The organism is Zobellia barbeyronii (assembly GCF_018603515.1).
GTDB classification, from domain to species: domain Bacteria; phylum Bacteroidota; class Bacteroidia; order Flavobacteriales; family Flavobacteriaceae; genus Zobellia; species Zobellia barbeyronii.
This window is the reverse complement of the sequence record NZ_JACATN010000001.1, coordinates 940,391-958,796: the sequence shown is the minus strand read 5'-3', so window position 1 is coordinate 958,796 and position 18,406 is coordinate 940,391. Positions and strand designations below refer to the sequence as shown.

19 protein-coding genes are annotated in these 18,406 nt (G+C 36.8%); 1 reads left to right on the top strand and 18 read right to left on the bottom strand.

The genetic code is table 11. The features are described from left to right. Positions 1 to 13 precede the first annotated feature (13 nt). From HW347_RS03840 to HW347_RS03765, 16 genes are all read right to left on the bottom strand, one after another. Positions 14 to 958, bottom strand: a complete 945-nt coding sequence (locus HW347_RS03840; RefSeq protein WP_214610606.1) for a tetratricopeptide repeat protein — start codon at positions 956 to 958, stop codon at positions 14 to 16. A 42-nt stretch (positions 959 to 1,000) separates the two neighbouring features. Next, positions 1,001 to 1,435, bottom strand: a complete 435-nt coding sequence (gene dut, locus HW347_RS03835) for a dUTP diphosphatase (protein ID WP_214610605.1) — start codon at positions 1,433 to 1,435, stop codon at positions 1,001 to 1,003. Positions 1,436 to 1,511: 76 nt separating this feature from the next. Then, positions 1,512 to 2,978: a lipopolysaccharide biosynthesis protein gene (locus HW347_RS03830; RefSeq protein ID WP_214610604.1), complete on the bottom strand. Its 1,467-nt coding sequence runs from the start codon at positions 2,976 to 2,978 to the stop codon at positions 1,512 to 1,514. An 80-nt stretch (positions 2,979 to 3,058) separates the two neighbouring features. Then, positions 3,059 to 3,505, bottom strand: coding sequence for a hypothetical protein (locus tag HW347_RS03825; protein WP_214610603.1), 447 nt, complete (start codon positions 3,503 to 3,505; stop codon positions 3,059 to 3,061). Between the two features lie 195 nt (positions 3,506 to 3,700). Beyond that, positions 3,701 to 4,561, bottom strand: coding sequence for an ATP synthase F1 subunit gamma (gene atpG, locus HW347_RS03820; RefSeq protein ID WP_214610602.1), 861 nt, complete (start codon positions 4,559 to 4,561; stop codon positions 3,701 to 3,703). A gap of 86 nt (positions 4,562 to 4,647) precedes the next feature. Beyond that, on the bottom strand, positions 4,648 to 6,228 hold the full coding sequence (gene atpA, locus HW347_RS03815) for a F0F1 ATP synthase subunit alpha (RefSeq protein ID WP_155595257.1): 1,581 nt from the start codon (positions 6,226 to 6,228) through the stop codon (positions 4,648 to 4,650). 55 nt (positions 6,229 to 6,283) lie between these two features. After that, positions 6,284 to 6,823 carry an ATP synthase F1 subunit delta gene (gene atpH, locus HW347_RS03810; RefSeq protein WP_214610601.1) on the bottom strand — a complete coding sequence of 180 codons (540 nt, stop codon included), beginning with the start codon at positions 6,821 to 6,823 and terminating at the stop codon, positions 6,284 to 6,286. Between the two features lie 66 nt (positions 6,824 to 6,889). Then, on the bottom strand, positions 6,890 to 7,390 hold the full coding sequence (locus HW347_RS03805; protein WP_214610600.1) for a F0F1 ATP synthase subunit B: 501 nt from the start codon (positions 7,388 to 7,390) through the stop codon (positions 6,890 to 6,892). An 88-nt stretch (positions 7,391 to 7,478) separates the two neighbouring features. Beyond that, the gene (atpE, locus tag HW347_RS03800; RefSeq protein ID WP_194551881.1) at positions 7,479 to 7,667 is read right to left on the bottom strand and encodes an ATP synthase F0 subunit C; all 189 of its coding nucleotides are present in this window, start codon (positions 7,665 to 7,667) and stop codon (positions 7,479 to 7,481) included. Between the two features lie 38 nt (positions 7,668 to 7,705). Beyond that, positions 7,706 to 8,884 (bottom strand): F0F1 ATP synthase subunit A, encoded by a 1,179-nt coding sequence (atpB, locus tag HW347_RS03795; RefSeq protein WP_214610599.1) that lies wholly within the window; start codon positions 8,882 to 8,884, stop codon positions 7,706 to 7,708. Positions 8,885 to 8,979: 95 nt separating this feature from the next. Further along, entirely contained in the window at positions 8,980 to 9,366 is a 387-nt protein-coding gene (locus HW347_RS03790) for a DUF6168 family protein (RefSeq protein ID WP_214610598.1), read from the bottom strand. Between the two features lie 2 nt (positions 9,367 to 9,368). Beyond that, entirely contained in the window at positions 9,369 to 9,593 is a 225-nt protein-coding gene (locus tag HW347_RS03785) for an AtpZ/AtpI family protein (RefSeq protein WP_214610597.1), read from the bottom strand. Beyond that, entirely contained in the window at positions 9,571 to 10,017 is a 447-nt protein-coding gene (locus HW347_RS03780) for a bactofilin family protein (RefSeq protein ID WP_214610596.1), read from the bottom strand. Before HW347_RS03780 ends, HW347_RS03785 begins: the two co-directional genes overlap by 23 nt. Positions 10,018 to 10,020: 3 nt before the next feature. Next, the gene (gene porW / locus HW347_RS03775; RefSeq protein WP_214610595.1) at positions 10,021 to 12,576 is read right to left on the bottom strand and encodes a type IX secretion system periplasmic lipoprotein PorW/SprE; all 2,556 of its coding nucleotides are present in this window, start codon (positions 12,574 to 12,576) and stop codon (positions 10,021 to 10,023) included. A gap of 427 nt (positions 12,577 to 13,003) precedes the next feature. Next, positions 13,004 to 13,732 (bottom strand): ABC transporter ATP-binding protein, encoded by a 729-nt coding sequence (locus HW347_RS03770; RefSeq protein ID WP_214610594.1) that lies wholly within the window; start codon positions 13,730 to 13,732, stop codon positions 13,004 to 13,006. A 52-nt stretch (positions 13,733 to 13,784) separates the two neighbouring features. After that, positions 13,785 to 15,254, bottom strand: a complete 1,470-nt coding sequence (locus HW347_RS03765; RefSeq protein WP_214610593.1) for a DUF5687 family protein — start codon at positions 15,252 to 15,254, stop codon at positions 13,785 to 13,787. A 267-nt stretch (positions 15,255 to 15,521) separates the two neighbouring features. Here HW347_RS03765 and HW347_RS03760 point away from each other — a divergent pair, with 267 nt between their 5' ends. After that, positions 15,522 to 16,571, top strand: coding sequence for a ferredoxin--NADP reductase (locus tag HW347_RS03760; protein WP_214610592.1), 1,050 nt, complete (start codon positions 15,522 to 15,524; stop codon positions 16,569 to 16,571). Positions 16,572 to 16,613: 42 nt separating this feature from the next. On the opposite strand, the gene HW347_RS03755 is transcribed toward HW347_RS03760, so the two are convergent. Together HW347_RS03755 and HW347_RS03750 are read right to left on the bottom strand one after the other, a co-directional pair. Then, complete coding sequence (locus HW347_RS03755; protein WP_214610591.1) at positions 16,614 to 17,399, bottom strand: patatin-like phospholipase family protein; 786 nt, start codon at positions 17,397 to 17,399, stop codon at positions 16,614 to 16,616. A 41-nt stretch (positions 17,400 to 17,440) separates the two neighbouring features. After that, positions 17,441 to 18,361 (bottom strand): nucleoside hydrolase, encoded by a 921-nt coding sequence (locus HW347_RS03750; RefSeq protein ID WP_214610590.1) that lies wholly within the window; start codon positions 18,359 to 18,361, stop codon positions 17,441 to 17,443. Between the last annotated feature and the right edge of the window lie 45 nt (positions 18,362 to 18,406).

The window sequence follows — 18,406 nt, the reverse complement described above, 5'->3', positions numbered from 1 at the left end:
ATTTTTGTAAAGTTTAAAACCCGGGTATTATCTTACGAAGATACATATTTGCCTTGACTGAATTGTTAATGGAATTATAAGCATCCGCCAGTTCTTGGTAAAATTTGTTGGCCAAAGAAACATCTCCAACCAAATAATCTAGTCCTGTTTCCAGCGCTTCAATAGCATCGCGCGGTTTTGCCTTTTTATTAAAAGCATAACCTTGAGCATAATAAAAGTAAGGTTGTGATGGGTAACTCTCCAATGCCTCTCCTGCAATTTTATCTAAAGCCAAATAGTTATTGGTGCGGAGTAAGCCATCAATTTGCGCCTTGTATTGCTGAAAAGAACCTGATTCCGATCTATTTTGATTTGTAACCGTAAATGAACTACTCTTGATTGCATCTTCTTGCGCCTCTATCAAATCTTCTACTTTTACGGAGAGCTGCTGTGTGAAACTAGATTTTGGTGTCTCTTTTAAAATAGACTGCGCAGCTTTTGCCCGCCCTTTTCTATAATAGACCAATGCCAGATTTTCCTTGAATTTAGCATTATTAAAAGGTAATTGTGCCTTATATCCTTCAACGGACTTTTGCTGCTTTTGCAATATCTCTACATAGGTATTTGTGTACCACAAATTTTCTGGCTCGGCCAATAACGCAGTTAAAGCGAATGGTTCTGCGACAGGATATTGCTTCTCTTTTAAATACAGTTGGGCAAGCTCATGGTCTACCACGTAATTATTAGCGTCCAGCTGTTTGCATGCCAACATGAGGTTGATAGCCCTATCGTAATTTTCAATGCCCTTTTGTTTTAAAGCATCAAAGAATTTTTCTTGAAAATCATCTGAATAGTCTTCTAGAAAAACATCCGCACTTTCTTCAATATTAATATCTGGAGTTACTTCTTGGGCATAGGTAGCTAAAGAGATAAATAAAAAACCCCCGAAAAAAGTCGATATAATTGGACTTATCTTCATTCTACAACTTTTGCCTTATGATTGTTAAAAACTAAGAACTAGTTACTTTACACCTGTACTTCCAAAGCCGCCTTCACCTCTTGAGGTTCCGGACAATTCATTAACCTCTTTCCATTCAGCACGTTCATGCTTGGCAATTACTAATTGAGCAATACGCTCTCCGTTTTCTATTGCAAAACTTTCGTTAGATAGGTTGACCAAAATCACACCTATCTCACCTCTATAATCCGCATCTATCGTACCAGGTGCATTAAGCACTGTAATTCCTTTTTTAGCAGCAAGCCCGCTTCTTGGTCTAACTTGAGCCTCAAAACCTACTGGAAGCTCTATAAATAGCCCCGTTTTAATAATGGCACGACCCAAAGGTTGTAACGTAACTGTTTCTGATATATTGGCTCTGATATCCATTCCTGCCGATGCTTCAGTTTCGTAATGTGGCAGGATATGTTCCGATTTATTAATGATTTTTATTTTCATAGTATTTTTTAAATTGTAAAATATCAATTTGATTTTATTCCGAGTACTATTTTAGACTGCTTTAGCTAAAACTGACTTAACTTTTCTGCCTTAGAAATATCTGTTTCAACTTATCATTTTCTAGTTTATACACCAAACCTAGGTAACACAAAAGTAAGACACTACCAATAATTAAATTCCGATCAAAAACATAAAAGGAGAGTGCAGAAAAGAGAATGGAAACACCAAGATAAAATAGAATTTTTCTAAAATTATACGGAACTGGGTAGCGTGATTTTCCTAGATAGTACGAAAGCACCATCATACTACCATACGCCATAACCGTTGCGATAGCACTAGCCATATAGCCAATGTGAGGGATAAAGAAATAATTTATACCGATGGTTATAAACGCTCCAAACACTGATATAAAAGCGCCATAACGTGTTTTATCAGTCACTTTATACCAAACTGAAAGATTATGATAGATACCCAAGAAAAAACTAGCCAACAATATAATAGGCACAACGGACATTGCCTCCCAATACGCAGGGTTCTTAACAAAAAGTACTTTCAGAACATCTGCAAACACAACAACCCCTAAAAGAATAACGCTACCTAACACCACAAAATAATTGGTTATCTGCGCATAGGCTTTCTGCGGATTCTCGGTACCTGCATGACTAAAAAAGAAAGGTTCAATACCCATACGAAATGCCGTAGAAAATAACGTCATGAACAAAGCTAGTTTTACACAGGCGTTGTACATACCAACTTCTTTATTTGCAATATCTTCAGGTAATAGGGCCTCTAACATGACCCTATCAAAAACTTCGTTAATGGTAAATGCTACTCCAGCAATCAAAACGGGAATGGCATATTTCATCATTTCCTCCCAAAGCTTCTTATCAAAAGTATACTTGCTAATCAAATACGGCTTCAACATTAATAAGAGCGTTACACCACTAGCAACCAAGTTGGCTATGATTATATATGTAATCTGAAAATTGGGCTTATATAGACCCGCTAAAGAGCTTTCAGGATTGCTTTCTGCTATATTGGGTAATAACAAAAGGAAAAACAGCGTGAGACCAAAGTTAATTACCACATTTAAAATCTTGACCACAGCATACCGGAGCGGTCGCTCATTAGCCCTTAACCATGCAAAAGGTATAATTACCAGAGCATCCAGCGAAAGAATGAAAATAACATACTTGATGTACTTTGGATCAATATTCAGCAAACTCGCCATTCCGTTTTGAAAAATCAACGAGAATACCAGAAAAAGCATGGTTGACACTAAAATAGAAGTTAAGGAGGTAGAAATTACCGTTTCCTTATCCTCAGATTTGGTGTAAAACCTAAAAAAAGCAGTTTCCATACCATAGGCTAACACCACGTTAAACATCGCAAAATAGGCGAATATTACGGCCAGTTCACCATATATCTCTGGAGGCATCGCATCTGTATGCACCCTCACCAAAAAGAAAGAAATCATTCTGGGCAATACAGTGGCGAGACCGTAGATAGCCGTTTGTTTGAACAATTTTTTAAGCGGATTCAATAGTGCTGCATTTTAACCCAAAAGTACCTATTTAAAGGGATGTAGCAAAGTGAAGTTAAACAGCCGTGCTTTTCTTTTTTCTAACGACTATTTTTTTCTCTTAAGCTAGAATAAGAAACCGGAAGATTATGTTGAATTCCGTTGATGCGATAATATTTGACTTTCTCTTTGTGCACATAACTAATTACTGCCTGCGTATCGGTCAAATCAAAAGGAAACTCTTCTGGACTTTCAACCGCTTCACCAAACTCGACTATACCCATAATACCCTTGTCCGTCAATTCAATTGTAATTGGAGCCATTTTACCCTTGTGGTATACGTTTTTAAGGTCTGCTTTATCATTCTCCAAACTTAGAACAGCAACTACAAGTTCATAGCCCTTAACACTTGTAGTCTTATCTATAGACCAACTTTGTCCATAAGACTCCCCTAAACTAAAAGGTGCTAGAGTTTCCAAATTCTTTTTTGACCCGCAACCAATAAGTATGAATAAGCTTAACCCTAAAATATAAATGTATTTTTTCATAATAGTTCCCTTCAATGTAATTAGGAATACATACGATAAAAGAAGGTTGTGAGACTATCGCCAAAAAAGAAACCCCACATTCATGTGGGGTTTACTATTCTATAATTAACATACTTTGACTAAGTCAAAGTGAGTAATTTAATTAATTGTTCAATGCTTCTGCAGTTGTGGAATTTGGCTCCGCTATCGCTACACCTAATTGTTCAATGCTTCTGCACCACCAACAATTTCTAAGATTTCATTGGTAATGGCAGCCTGTCTTGCTTGGTTATAGGACAACTTCAATTGATCTCTCAAATCTGTTGCATTATCCGTTGCTTTATGCATTGCAGTCATACGTGCTCCATGCTCACTAGCAAAAGAATCACGAATACCTTTGTACAATTGTGTTTTCAAGGACTTAGGAATCAAGTGCTCTATGATTTCTATTTTTGATGGTTCAAAAACATAATCACTGCTCAAATTTTCCGCTCCTTCAACAGGAACAATAGGTAAAAACTGCTCGTTCATTATAATCTGAGTAGCAGCGTTCTTAAACTTGTTATAAACAATATCAATACGGTCGTAATTACCTAAAGTAAATTGCTCCATTAAATCCTCAGCAATAGCTGATACATTATCAAAAGTCAAATCATCATAAACACTACTATGATTTGCAATTACATTCGATTTTTTAACCAAGAAGTCATTAGCTTTCTTACCAACGGCAACAAAATCTACCTGCTTACCTGCATACTTTTCGTTAATTAAAATTGTGCACTGCTTTAGAATGTTAGAGTTAAAGGCACCTGCTAAACCTCTGTTTGAAGTTATAGCTACAACCAAAACCTTATTCACCTCTCTATTATCAGCATATACACTACCGGAATCAGAATCTAAGCTTGCACTTAGGCCCTGTAACAACTCAGTAAGCTTATCGGCATAAGGTCGCATTGCAGTAATTGCATCTTGTGCTTTCTTCAACTTTGCAGCAGATACCATTTTCATGGCACTGGTAATCTGCATGGTTGATGATACCGATGCTATTCTGTTTCGTATTTCCTTTAAGTTCGCCATTTGTTCAAGTTATAAGTTTCGAGCACAAAACAGTACAATTAATTTGCTTCTGTGTTGTGCTCCAAACCTGATATGCAATACTTTTATTAGCTTCTATATTTACCTGAAAGGTCTTTTGCTACAGCAGTCAAAACGTCTGTTACCTCATCGGTAAGTTTACCTGACTTTAATGTATCCAATACATCTCTATGCTTAGCATTCAAGAACTCTAAATAATCTCTTTCAAATTCCTTAACCTTTTCAACAGGAACGTCACGTAACAAGTTTTTAGAACCTGCATAGATAATCGCAACCTGATCTTCAACAGTATAAGGATCATTTTGAGCTTGCTTCAAAATCTCTACATTACGACGTCCTTTTTCAATAACGTTTAATGTAGCAGCATCTAAATCAGAACCGAACTTAGCAAAAGCTTCTAGTTCACGGAACTGAGCTTGATCCAATTTTAAAGTACCTGCTACTTTTTTCATGGATTTTATCTGCGCGTTACCACCCACACGAGATACAGAAATACCTACGTTAATAGCTGGTCTCACACCTTGGTTGAATAAATCTTGCTCCAAGAAAATCTGTCCGTCTGTAATAGAAATTACATTCGTAGGGATATATGCAGAAACATCACCTGCTTGAGTTTCAATAATAGGAAGTGCAGTTAAAGAACCACCACCTTTTACCATTGGCTTTAACACATCTGGTAAATCGTTCATGTTCTGTGCAATCTTATCATCGTTGATAACCTTTGCAGCACGCTCTAATAATCTAGAGTGAAGGAAGAAAACATCACCAGGATATGCTTCACGTCCCGGTGGTCTTCTTAAAAGAAGAGATACCTCACGATAAGCAACAGCTTGTTTTGACAAATCATCATAGATAATTAAAGCTGGACGACCTGTATCACGGAAATACTCACCGATAGATGCACCTGTAAAAGGAGCATAAACCTGCATTGCTGCAGGATCAGAAGCATTTGCTGCTACAATAGTCGTATACGCCATAGCACCTTTATCTTCTAAAGTCTGCGCAATTGCAGCTACAGTAGAAGCTTTTTGGCCAATAGCAACATATATACAATATACTGGCTTACCAGCATCGTAAAATTCTTTTTGGTTCAAAATGGTATCGATACAAACCGTAGTCTTACCAGTTTGACGGTCACCAATAACAAGTTCCCTTTGACCACGGCCAACAGGAATCATTGCATCAATTGCCTTAATACCTGATTGCATTGGCTCAGTTACCGGCTCTCTAAAGATAACACCAGGCGCTTTACGCTCTAAAGGCATCTCATAAGTTTCACCAGAAATAGGTCCTTTACCATCAATAGGGTTACCTAATGTATCTACCACACGACCAACAATGCCTTCACCTACTTTAACGGAAGCAATTCGTTCGGTACGTTTTACTGTAGCACCCTCTCCAATAGTCTTGGAATGTCCTAAAAGAACCACACCAACGTTATCGTCTTCAAGGTTAAGAACGATACCTTCAAGGCCGCCATCGAATTCTACTAATTCTCCGTACTGGACATTAGATAGACCGTAGACTCTGGCGATACCATCACCAACCTGCAGTACTGTTCCCACCTCATCCAATGTAGCTGTGGCTTCAAATCCTGATAATTGTTTCTTTAAAATTGCTGATACCTCAGCGGCTTTTACTCCTGCCATTTTGATAGATATAAGACATCGAACTTAAGAAATATACCTTAAGCCCTAGTTATTATTATAAACTACTTGTAAATTCTCTTTTAATAGTATTCAATTTATTTGAAATGCTGGAATCATATTGTAAATCGCCAACACGTAAAATAAATCCGCCAATAATGCTTTCATCAATTTTATTTTCGATGGTTACCGCATTACCGGTAATCTGTGCTATTTGCTTAAGAACTTTCTTCTCAAGGTCTGCACTTAAAGGTACAGCGGTAGTAACGTAAGCTACACCCTCACCTTTTAAATCTTCATTAAGAATGATATATTTTAAAGCAACCTCATTTAAAATAGATATTCTTTTGTTAGCAACAAGTGTTTTGATCAAACCTAAGGTTATCTGGTCGCTACCTTCAAATACGGCGGATAAAGCTTTCTTCTTGGTTTCCCCATTTACCACAGGACTAGCCAACATTGCTCTCAACTCCTTACTATCGGCAATAGTTGCCACAATAGAACGCATGTCTTTTTCAACTGCACTCGTAGCCTTGTTTTGTACCGCTAGGTCCAAAACCGCTTTTGCGTAACGTATTGCTGCTCTAGAATCGCTCATTTTTTATCTTGTTTTATTGTCCTGCTATCCGAATTTAACCGGCATAACAAAAAGCAATATAGCTACTTAATTCAATTTAACATCACCCAACATACTTTCAACCAACTTTAATTGTTGGTCTTTGTTGGATAGTTGCTCTTTTAAAACTTTCTCTGCAATCTCAACAGAAAGTTCGGCTACTTGATTTTTAATATCAGCAACAGCGGCTTTCTTTTCGCTTTCTATAGCAGCTTGAGCTTGCTTCAACATTTTATCGCCTTCAACTTTAGCTTGCTCCTTAGAATCTGTGATCATCTTATCCTTAATCTCACGAGCTTCTTTTAACATTGCTTCACGTTCAGCACGAGCATCATTTAACAATTTCTCGTTATCAGCTTGAAGGTTCTGCATATCTGCACGAGCTTTATCTGCTGCCGCCAATGCATCATGAATACCTGACTCACGTTCGTTTAATGAAGTCAATATTGGTTTCCATGCAAATTTCACCAATAGAAAAATCAAACCTAATAATAATATAGTCTGAACTACAAAAAGGCCTGGTGAAAAATCGTTTATTAAAACTTCCATATAAATACTACTTTAAAATTCTAAACTTGATTAAAAACATTTCCTGCAACCAACCGTTGCAGGAGAATGTCTTTTGGCTTTGTAGTTCTTATCTTCCTAAGAACAAGGCACCGAATGCCAAACCTTCTAAAAGTGCAGCAATGATAATCATCGCAGTTTGGATTTTTCCTGTTGCTTCTGGCTGACGAGCAATACCTTCCATTGCTTTACCACCAATTTGACCAAGACCGATACCTGCTCCGATTACGATTAAACCAGCTCCAATTAAGTTGTACATAGTAATTGATTTATATAATTAAATTAAAAAACTCTCTTTTAGATAAAATCCCCTCTAACGTCTTCCGCGTCTGGAACTTCATGTCCGTTTTCATCGTGCTCATGATCATGGTCGTGCTCTGCAACGGCCATACCAATAAACAATGCAGATAACATAGTGAAAATATAAGCCTGTAAAAAGGCTACCAATACTTCAATGAGCGTAATGAAAAATGATAGTACTAATGACAAACTTGTTGCGCCAACTACACCCAAACTTTTCTTAAGCGTAAACATGATGGCAATTAAGCTCATTACCACAATGTGGCCTGCAGATATATTCGCAAATAAACGTACCAACAATGAAAACGGCTTAATTACAAAGGCACCGGCCAATTCAATAATTGCAAGAACCGGTCTAATTAAAACAGGTACACCGGGCATCCACAACATGTGCATCCAGTAATCTTTATTCCCACTAGATGTATAAATAACTAAAGTGAAGATTGCCAAAGCAGCAGTAACACCCAATTGGCCTGTTACGTTGAAACCAAATGGAGTTAATCCTAAAAGGTTCAAAATCCAAATAAAGAAAAACACCGTTAAAAGATAACCTGTAAATTGTCTGTATTTTTTCTCGCCGATATTTGGCTTAGCAATCTCATCTCTAACATATATTACTAGTGGCTCCAACACTCTACCGAATCCGGTAGGCACTTTTTTGCTAGCATATTGTTTTGCCAATGAAGAGAATGCCCAAAGCATAAGAAGACCAACTAACAAAATTCCAAAAACACTTTTAGTAATGGAAAAATCCAAAACCTTAGCAGCATTTTCTGCATGATGATGTTCATCAAATTGAACTTCGGAAGCACCAGCGTTCAACTCATAAATCTTACCGTGAAGCTTTACGAATTTAGATCCTCCTTTTTCTACGATAACCTTTCCGGCATCATCATGATGAAATTCAGAAGACATGAAGGCTGCCAAACCATTGCTAGACCATAGGATAACCGGTAACGGAAAACCTACATGCTTACGTTCGCCATTGTCTCCAGTATATGAAAACAAATGAAAATCATGAGCGTCTTTAATGTGATGCAAAATATATGCGTCCACCTCATCTTTTGTGTCAACGGCTCCTTGATCACCTCCTTCAGAGATTGCAAAACCTTGAAGAGAAATGCAAAGTGTACAAAGTAAAACTAGTGTTCTGATCATTTTTGAAACTTCCTTCATTATTTTTTATCAAAAAATTATGCTCCTGAAATTTTGCGCAAAAATAGGTAATCTTGTCATAATACAAAGCATTTTTATTCCATAAAATTTTTAAACTATCTACGTTCTAGAATTTTTGAAACAAAAAATACTTCCAAGGCTAAAAAAACAAACACAGGAATTAAAAGCGAAGCCCTATAAAATCTCGGTAAATACTGGTCTCCCATAAGTTGCGGATAGCACATGGCCGTATAAGCTGCAATTTTAAAAACTAAAGTCCCCATATAAATGAAACCCACTTGAGCAAAAACTTTTTCATTTTTTGAGAGCAGTTGAAAGGTAATAATTACCGCTAAAGAGAAAATGAAATGGAAAATATAGGCTTCTTTAAGTAGCGTATTGAAGCTTAAGTTATCATCTGCCAGTAGAAATTGATGTAGAAAAAAAGAAGTCGTGCCCACCAAAATGAACACGACTATGTATTGTACTATTTGTTTGATCAATGCTATTTATTTAAGGTCATCACTTTTTTGATAACGATATACATTGACAAAAATACGGCAAGTAAAGTAATTGTATCCTCTAAAAATGTTTTTTCAAATTTTACATCTAACCAAGCCCCCAAAAGATTGCCCAAATAGATAGTTGCACCCATTTGTAAAGCAATACCCGAAAAACTAGCCGCGGTACGTATTAAATTAGAATTATCACGAGGCTTTTGCTGGCTCATTATTTCTATTAGAACTACTTAGAGATGATTTAAAACTGTTAGAAGAACTATTCTGAGAACCGCCCTTTCCTTTCATGGTACATGAAGCGTTGAACGTAGCACCTGGCTCTACTGCCAGTTTAGTTACGGAAACAGTACCTTCAATTACAGCCGAAGACTTCAGAGATAGTAAGTCTGATACTAAAAGCTCACCATTGAAGCTACCTTCAATATCTGCATTTACACATTCTACTTTGCCATGGATATAGCCGTCTTTACCAATAACTACTTTACCAGTAGTCTTTACGTTACCGTCTAATTTTCCGTCGATTCTAAAATCAGCTTCAGATTCGATATCACCTTTAATTTTTGTGTGCTTGGAAATTCTGTTAGGTTGTGCGCCAATTTCGTTCATAGTTCGTGGTTTTTTGTTGTCAGAAAACATTGTTTAAGGTTTTGGGGTTAAAATTTGATTTTTATAAGATTGTAGGTTTTTATGTACCTGAATTATTTTATAATTGGTAGATAAAATAACAAAATTCTCATTCTCAATTCGGTAATCTTTGTTAAACTTTATAAGCTCTGCAAAGCCAAGTGCGTAATCCTTAGACTTAAAGCCATGCACTACCACAAATTGGTCTTCTAAGGTATAGATATCTTTTGAAACTATATTCTTATATCTTAAATCTACAATAGCATCTTCTAGTGCTTTCTTTACCCTTTTGGCAATTTCATCATTGCTTCTTCTAAAGGGAAAAACAACCTTCCAATTGCCGGTACCGGATGAGCCAAGCTCCGTAGAAAATTCTTTGACCGCTAGTTTAGGAAGTTGCTCGGCTACCATTTGCTCTGCCTTCTTACCTTCTGGATTGTTGGGGTAAGTTAAGGCAACGTAATTCAAAGCTTCCTCAAAAGGAATAAACCCATTTAGTCTTCCAATTGCATTGGCCTTCAACATTTCAAATTTAGGAACAATAGGGTCGCCTGTGTATTTCTCTATATTCTCTTCGGCACCTGTAATAGTCTCTAAAAATGCTTGTTGCTTGTACTTACGATATAAGGTAGCGTAACGTGCATCTGGACTATCGGCATCATCTTCAAGAACAGCCCTAGGGTTCAGTATAATTTCCGCATAGCGAGAATCCGCATGATTAGAAAGGATATTGTCTTTCATAGACGCCAAAAGCGGACTACCCTCTTCTTCGTAAATCTTGTACAGATTGTATTTAGAGGGAAGAATCAATCGCTCTTCTGGGTCGGAATCCAATACGTTTTCCAATTTTCCAGCTGCCAAAAGGTTTTCTTTAAACTTCTCCTTATAAATCAATCCTAATTGGTAATTGGCAAAATTTCGCTCGTCCTTCAAACTATCTATAACAGCTACATCTGTAGGCACTCGATTTAAATAGTAATCAATAGAAAATTTTTCTTCTTCACCAACTTCACTTGGTACTGTATCATTTGCCACAAGGGCATCATCTGTATTCTCTTGTGGTAAGACTCTTTTTTTATTACTCCATCTCCAATCATCCTCTAGTTGTCTTTTACCCCACCTCTGGACAAAATCATTCTTACCGTAACCTAAGCTGGTTAGATTATAAAAATAGAATTTGCCTTTATTCTCTTTACCTCCCTTACTTTTTGCAAATTCCGCAAAACCAGAGGTTATCCTTCTTTCTTCTTTCTTGGCAGCTGCGGCTTTGGCGGCTTTTAAGTCAGCAATATAATCTTCAAAAAAGGCGGTACGCTCAGCTAACGGCTTATTATACAGTGTAATAATACTATCTGTTTGATGGGCGATGTCTTCATATTTTACAACATCTTCAAGGTTATCTAATTTCTTCTTGGTAGATCTATATTTCTTCGTATTCTCATCTAGGTTCGTTATCACACTATCATAATACGCTCCTGATAGTTTATACTCGTTACGGTCAAAATTATAGACAGCCAAGTTCTCATAATTGAGTGCATTTAGCTTAGGCTCGTTCTGTGTAGCCCGAAGAGATTTATTGAAATAGGCCAAAGCCAAACTGTCATTCTCTTGCTCCAAATGATATTCTGCAACTTGGCGGTAAATTTTATCTAAAAAAGGGCGGTTCTCACGGTTCTCTTCCAAATCTGTAAGGAACTCCAGCATTTCTTCGCTGTTCTCCGAGGTAATCTTAGTATTGCGAATTTTCTGAATCTCCGCATTGATCATATATACTCTGGGTGATTTCCGGTTAAGATCAATTACTTTGGTAAAAGCATAGTTGGCACTATCCTTTTGATCCATTTGGTTGTACAACTGCCCAATAATGTATAGATATCGTCCTCTTTCTTCGTTTTTTTTGGTATAGTGAGATGCTACTTTAAGATGTTGTACTGCAGTATCAATCACCTTCTCATTAATATAAGCTTGTGCTATCATAGCACGGGTATCTGCATATTCCTGATCTGTTAGGCGTTCAAATTTTAAAAGTCTTTTCAGATTCTTAATCGCTAACTCATCATTTTCTAATCTAATATTTACTTTCTCTCGCCAAATGTGAGCTTCGTTCAGCTTGTCGCTATAGTCATATTTTTTTATGATATAATTGAAAGCTTCAAGAGCAGGCATGTAGCGCTGATCAAAATAACGAGCCTTGCCTAAAAGTAAAAAGGCTTCGTCCGTCTGCGGATTGCGCTCTTCATCTTTAATTTCCATACTATGCTTTTGTATGGCTTTAGTAGCCTTTTCTTCGGCTATAATAAAATTAGGGTTGTTATCTTCAGAATCTAACTTAATATCTTCCGTAACTTCCAAACGCTCTATAGGCAGAACTTCCCAATAGTCATCTTTGTAATTTAACTTAAGTTCTTCGCGACCTTCTTCAAAAGCAATATTGCCATTGTACAAGGTATTGTACTTGGTATTGAGCGCATGCCAATTACGATTGACAAATGCGTCTTTTTTGGTTGAACATGCGTTAAAAGCGATGCCCCCAAGAATTGAAAATAAGATAAGTTTATAGTGCGACTTCAAAATTGTATATCTACGTACTTTACATTAACTAAAAAAGAACGGTATTATTATGCAGTTGGTCGATAAAAAGTTTACGGTTCGGGGTTTACGAACGTAACCGAAAGCATGATTATAATGACAATTTCTTTTTTCTTTGATGCTAACTCTTTGACAAACCTCTTTACTCTTGCCACATGTTAATGCCGAATAGGAATTTCATTTAGACCAACTTTCCTTTTCACAAAGTTCGTGAAGTTTGCATAAAATAGAAATAGAAGATTTCAATTTTAACCGACTAACCGGTTTGCGACTGCTCCCGTTCACCGATTAACAGTCGGTTTTATTGCCGTTTAATAGATGATAATGGCAGGTTATCGACAAAAATTCTTAGCGAGATATAGGTTTAAGAAAGAGGTATGGACCAGGTAGTCGGTTTTAACAAAATGACTTACGATACCGATACATCTTCCTGAGACTCTTCTTTTCCGCTGAAAAACAGTTCCAATTCTTTTAAAGTAGCTTCTGAAGTTTCAATATCTTTTACAATTTCACCTTTGTTCAATACTACAATACGTTCACAGACCTCGGTTACATGAATAAGGTCGTGGCTAGAGACCAATACCGTAACCCCCTGTTTGGATGCCAAGTCCTTAATAATGCTTTTTAGACGTATTTGCGTTGTAGGGTCAAGGTTAGCAAAAGGCTCATCTAAAATGACCACTTCTGGGTTACCAATAAATGAAGCCACAATGCCCGCTTTCTTTTGATTCCCTTTTGAAAGGTCTCTCAAGTATTTTTTCTGATTCAATATCTCGCCATGAAAGAAATCCTCAAAATTTGAGAGTAATGCATCTACATCTGCTTTGTTCTGGTTACGCAATTCTCCAATGAAATAGAAGTACTCCTCTGGTGTTAGATATCCTATAAGAAAAGTTTCATCAATGAAAGAAGAGGTATTTGTCTTCCAAGCTTCACTTTGATCTACCTGCACTTCATTATTAATAATATGCCCCGTAGTAGGCTGGATCAAATCTAATAGAAGACTAAAAAAAGTAGTTTTACCTGCTCCGTTGTTTCCAACAAGACCAAAACTTTGTCCTTTTGGTATTTCTAACTGCTCTATGTTCAGAACAGTTTTGCCAACGTATTTTTTAGTAAGGTTTTGTACTGTTATCATAATTTTCAATAAAGTTCACATTTCAATTTATAACTCTAAAACAAAGACATTTCTAACTGTTCTGTTCTTTAAAACCTGCAATCATACCGTATTTCTTCTTTCGATATGCATTCGTAATGAAATCCAATAACTTATCTCTAAGGGCAAAACCAACAACACCAAAAACACATAGTGCGATTAGAGCAACTTCAGAAGAAACGAAAAAGGCCAATGGACCATAAATTAACATTGGTAATCCAAAAAGAGGCAACGCTACTAAAAACTGGGTAGCGCTTGTACCCTGCATGTTACCCAAAGCACTCTTGTTTAAATCAATACGCTTTTTATTTTTTGAACCGAAGAAAAGAATAAGTGGAACATTTACTCCTAGATTATACAAAGCGCAACTAAAATTGATCGCAAGAGAATCCCATCCATAATATACGTAGGGAACTGAAAGTAAAAACATCACCCCAATACTAACATAAATAAGTGCCGCCTTAGCTTCAAGGTATTTTTTTAAGGGTATGTTCTGTGACATCATCATGCTATAATAAGAGCTATCCCAAGCGGGGATAAACTGCCCAAAGTTCATTAAGAAAACACCTGTCATTAAAATACCTACTAAAACGAACATACCGGACCCCATACCCATGTCTTCCATACCGTAAACAAATAAACCGTAAAAAGCGAAGGCTAAGGATACAAATACTTGAGTTTTGGTTCTTTTATTTCTCCAAATCAGCTTTAAATCCAACTGCAAAAAAGGAGCAATATCACCAAAACGTTTTGTCCATGATAAATCAGAAGAAGTGGCTTCAGTAGCTTTCTTCTTTAGAGAAGCGTCTAAAAAAATCCTATTCCGTATAAATGAATAATTAAAATAATAAGATAAACCGGCTATGGCCAAGGGTATGATCGCATAAAGCGGGTTTGCATAAAGGGCATAAAATATATTGCCTGCATATTCCTTTATAGGAAGAATCTCAAAATATTCCAAGCTGTAACAGGCTACCAAAAGACTAGCAATGCTGATTAAAGCTTTGTCACTCTTGTTTACTATGAAGTTGATATAATTAATACTCAATACGATGCCTATCATAGCCAATAACCAAAAAGAGACATTTAGAAAAGCGTAGCCCTTTATAAGCAGTACAATTGCAAAGGGTATAAAGAAAAATAAAGCCAAAAAATTATAAAAAGAAACAGCAGAACGCCCTAAAATATAATGGGCGATACTGCTTTTTTTGATAGGAAGGATCAAAAACGGCTTGATGTCCATTACCGGAAGCTTCTGCATAAAATATCTTATAAACAATTCTGCAAGCACCCAATACAACAAATACTGACTTATGATAGCTAACGGATCCGTATTAGGGATTGCTTTTTCCAAAACAAAGAACAATGATGAGCCAACAAAGGCCAACATTCCCAAAAAATACAATGCAAAGAAGCCCATTACAATCTTTATACCAATGCTTTTACCCATTGATGAAGACCGAAAGAAAGATTTCCATTGCAGCTTACTAAAGCTTTTAAACATAAGAAATAGATTACTAGTACGGTAAGTTAGTGTTTGGGAAGGTAAGATTTGTTACAATAAAACTGCAAAATTTTTATTTCAAATTCATTTTAATGAAAAATTAAACCCGTTTTTGAGTACATAAACTTCAACAATATAATAAGTAGCCACCAATCCAAAAGGACCATCAATTAAAAATAAAATTTAAGTCCTTTTTTTATCGTTTCCGTTCCAAATGGCTGTGTCAATGCTTATTTTTGCGGACACATTAGATCAAAAAATTAGATAATGGTGCACTTTCATAACTTGACCGTAAAACATATTAAACCGCTTACACCTAGTTCGGTTGCTATAACTTTTACGATTCCTAAAGACCTTATACAAACCTTTGATTTTGTTCCTGGGCAATACATAACCATTAAAATGGAGCTTAAAGGAAAAGAAATCAGAAGGGCTTACTCTATCTGTTCTTCTCCAAAAAGCGACTGCTTCACCATTGGTGTCAAGAAAGTTGATAAAGGCGGGTTTTCAGATTACGCACACTCCATATTAAAAGCTGGTGACGTATTAGAAGTTATGCCTCCTGAAGGTAGATTTACCTTTCAACCAACTGGAAAAGTCAAAAATATTGCAGCATTTGCGGCAGGTAGCGGTATTACGCCTATCATGAGTATTGCTAAGTCGGTTTTGGCAGATAATCCTAAAAGTAAATTTGTTCTTATTTACGGAAACAAGTCGCATAAGGAAACGATGTTTTATACGGATTTAACGAAACTAGAATTGGATTATGCAGGTAGATTCAAGGCCTACTTTGTAACTAGCCAAGCTCAGGAAGATGATTCGCTTTTTGGACGTATTGATGTTTCTACTGTTAACTATGCTATTAAGAACAAACATAAAGATGTAGATTTTGATGGGTATTACCTTTGTGGACCTGAGGCCATGATTCATTTGGTTTCCGATACGTTAAAAGAAAACGATATCCCAAAAGACAAAATACACTTTGAACTTTTTACAACTACTGAAATTTTAGATGAGATGCCCGAGCAGCCGGAAGGTAAAACTCAGGTTTCTATTGTGGTAGACGATGAGGAGTTTACTTTAACGATGGATAAGAAGGAAATTGTTCTTGATGCTGTCTTAAAACAAAATATTGATGCGCCTTACTCCTGCCAAGGTGGTGTTTGTAGTAGTTGTATCGCGAGAGTAACAGAAGGTAAAGCAGAAATGGTAAAAAACCAGATTCTTACCGATGGTGAAATTGCAGACGGTTTAATTCTTACCTGTCAGGCACACCCAACTACACCGACGTTAAAAATTGATTATGACGATGTTTAAATAATACATCGATTAAAAACTAGAGAAAGCCGCAATTGTAACTTACAGTTGTGGCTTTTTTAATAATTCTTCTAGCCTACGTGATGTATTTTCATATCCTACGAGGTATGCTTTTTCGATACCTTTTCGGTCTAAAACACCAATATTTTCTAGTTCCTTAAACTCCATTAACAAATCACAGGCATTAAGCTTTGTGCGGTTAATGGCGTAAATCATAAGCCCCGTTACTCTTCCTGCAAGTTGTAATGAGTTCTTAAGAGCGTTCTTATTGAGTTCACCCACGACGGATACATTGCTGCCAATAATATAATCGGCCTTACCCATTACAGGTTCTAAAGGGAAATTATTCATTATACCACCATCAGCATAAAGCTCGCCGTTCATCTCAACAGGACTGAAAACGGGAGGTATCGCGGCAGATGCCAATAAGGGACGGATGAGTTCGCCTTCTGAAAAATATTCAAGATCACCTTTTTGAAGATTCGTTGCCGCTACGTGTAATTTCTTTTGAAGTGAATCAAAAGTATTTTCAGGAAAGTAAGCCTTAAAAACTTCAAAATACCTATCGGTATCTAAAAATCCAGGTTTAACAATGGTCAAGAAATTATACTTAAACAATGGTGTTTCCTTGAAGAAATCCATCATATCCAAAACAGAATTACCATTAGCATATAACGCACCAACCAAGGCTCCTACACTACTACCACCAACTACGTCTGCCGATAGACCAAATTCATTCATTGCTTGAATTACTCCAATATGAGCCATACCGCGTACGCCACCGCCAGAAAGCACAAGCCCAATAGATGTTGATTGTAAGTCTTTCATAATAGTACCTAAATTGCACGCATTTAATGCTGCGAAGGTATCTATTTCAATAGACTATCCATTAACTTCTTATGGTAATCGGGAACAACATCATAACAGTACTTAACAGGCGAACCTGCTCCTTTATCGCACAATAAGTAGGATTTGAACACCTGTTTATCGTTCTCTTTAACCGTATCGTCTTGGTGAATTTCCAGTCGCGCGTTCAAATCTTCAAATATAATATCTTCAGGAGAAATTATATAATGACTCGCCAACACATCAAACGGATTGAAACCATCTGCTCCTTGATCTACCCATTGTTGCAACCATGCTCGTGAAGCCTCAGCCAACCATTGATTTCCTTTATCGCCTTTTGCCAAAGCATCTAAATCTGCTGCCTTAACCCAAACCTTGTTGGAAATCTCAAAAGGACACAAAGTTACCGGAACACCATGTTCGAACATTAACCGAAACGCATCATTATCCAAATCAAAATTGAGGTCCTGTGCGTGGTTTCCTTTATTCCCGATTTTAAAGTAATCCTGAGCCGTTCTACGTCCCGCAACGAGTACCACTTCTTGTATTTTATTACTTAACTCAGGGTATTTTAATAACAGTAAACCAATGTTGGTTGCGGGGCCAATGGCCATAATGATCATAGATTGCTTCCGGAGGGCTTCAGCCAAGCCTTCTACCGCTTCATTGCTATTCCCCTCTTTCAAATTTATAGCTTCGCCTGCTCCTCTAAAAACAGGTATTTCACCCATGGCGAACTCCTTGCTCATTTCTTGACTGAGCGGGTATGAATTTTCTATAACAGTATTTCCGAAGACTGCACTTATTCCACATATCTCAACATTCTGCGCTTTCATCAATTGTAAAACAGCAAAACCATCATCAACATCACAATAGCCATCACGTTTATGTCTTGTCATACCCACGGAAAGATCAGTGTCTATCCATACCTTCTTCTTCGTCATCTCTATTGTTTTACTGTCCTTTTTATTGCTTTTATTGAAATTGAT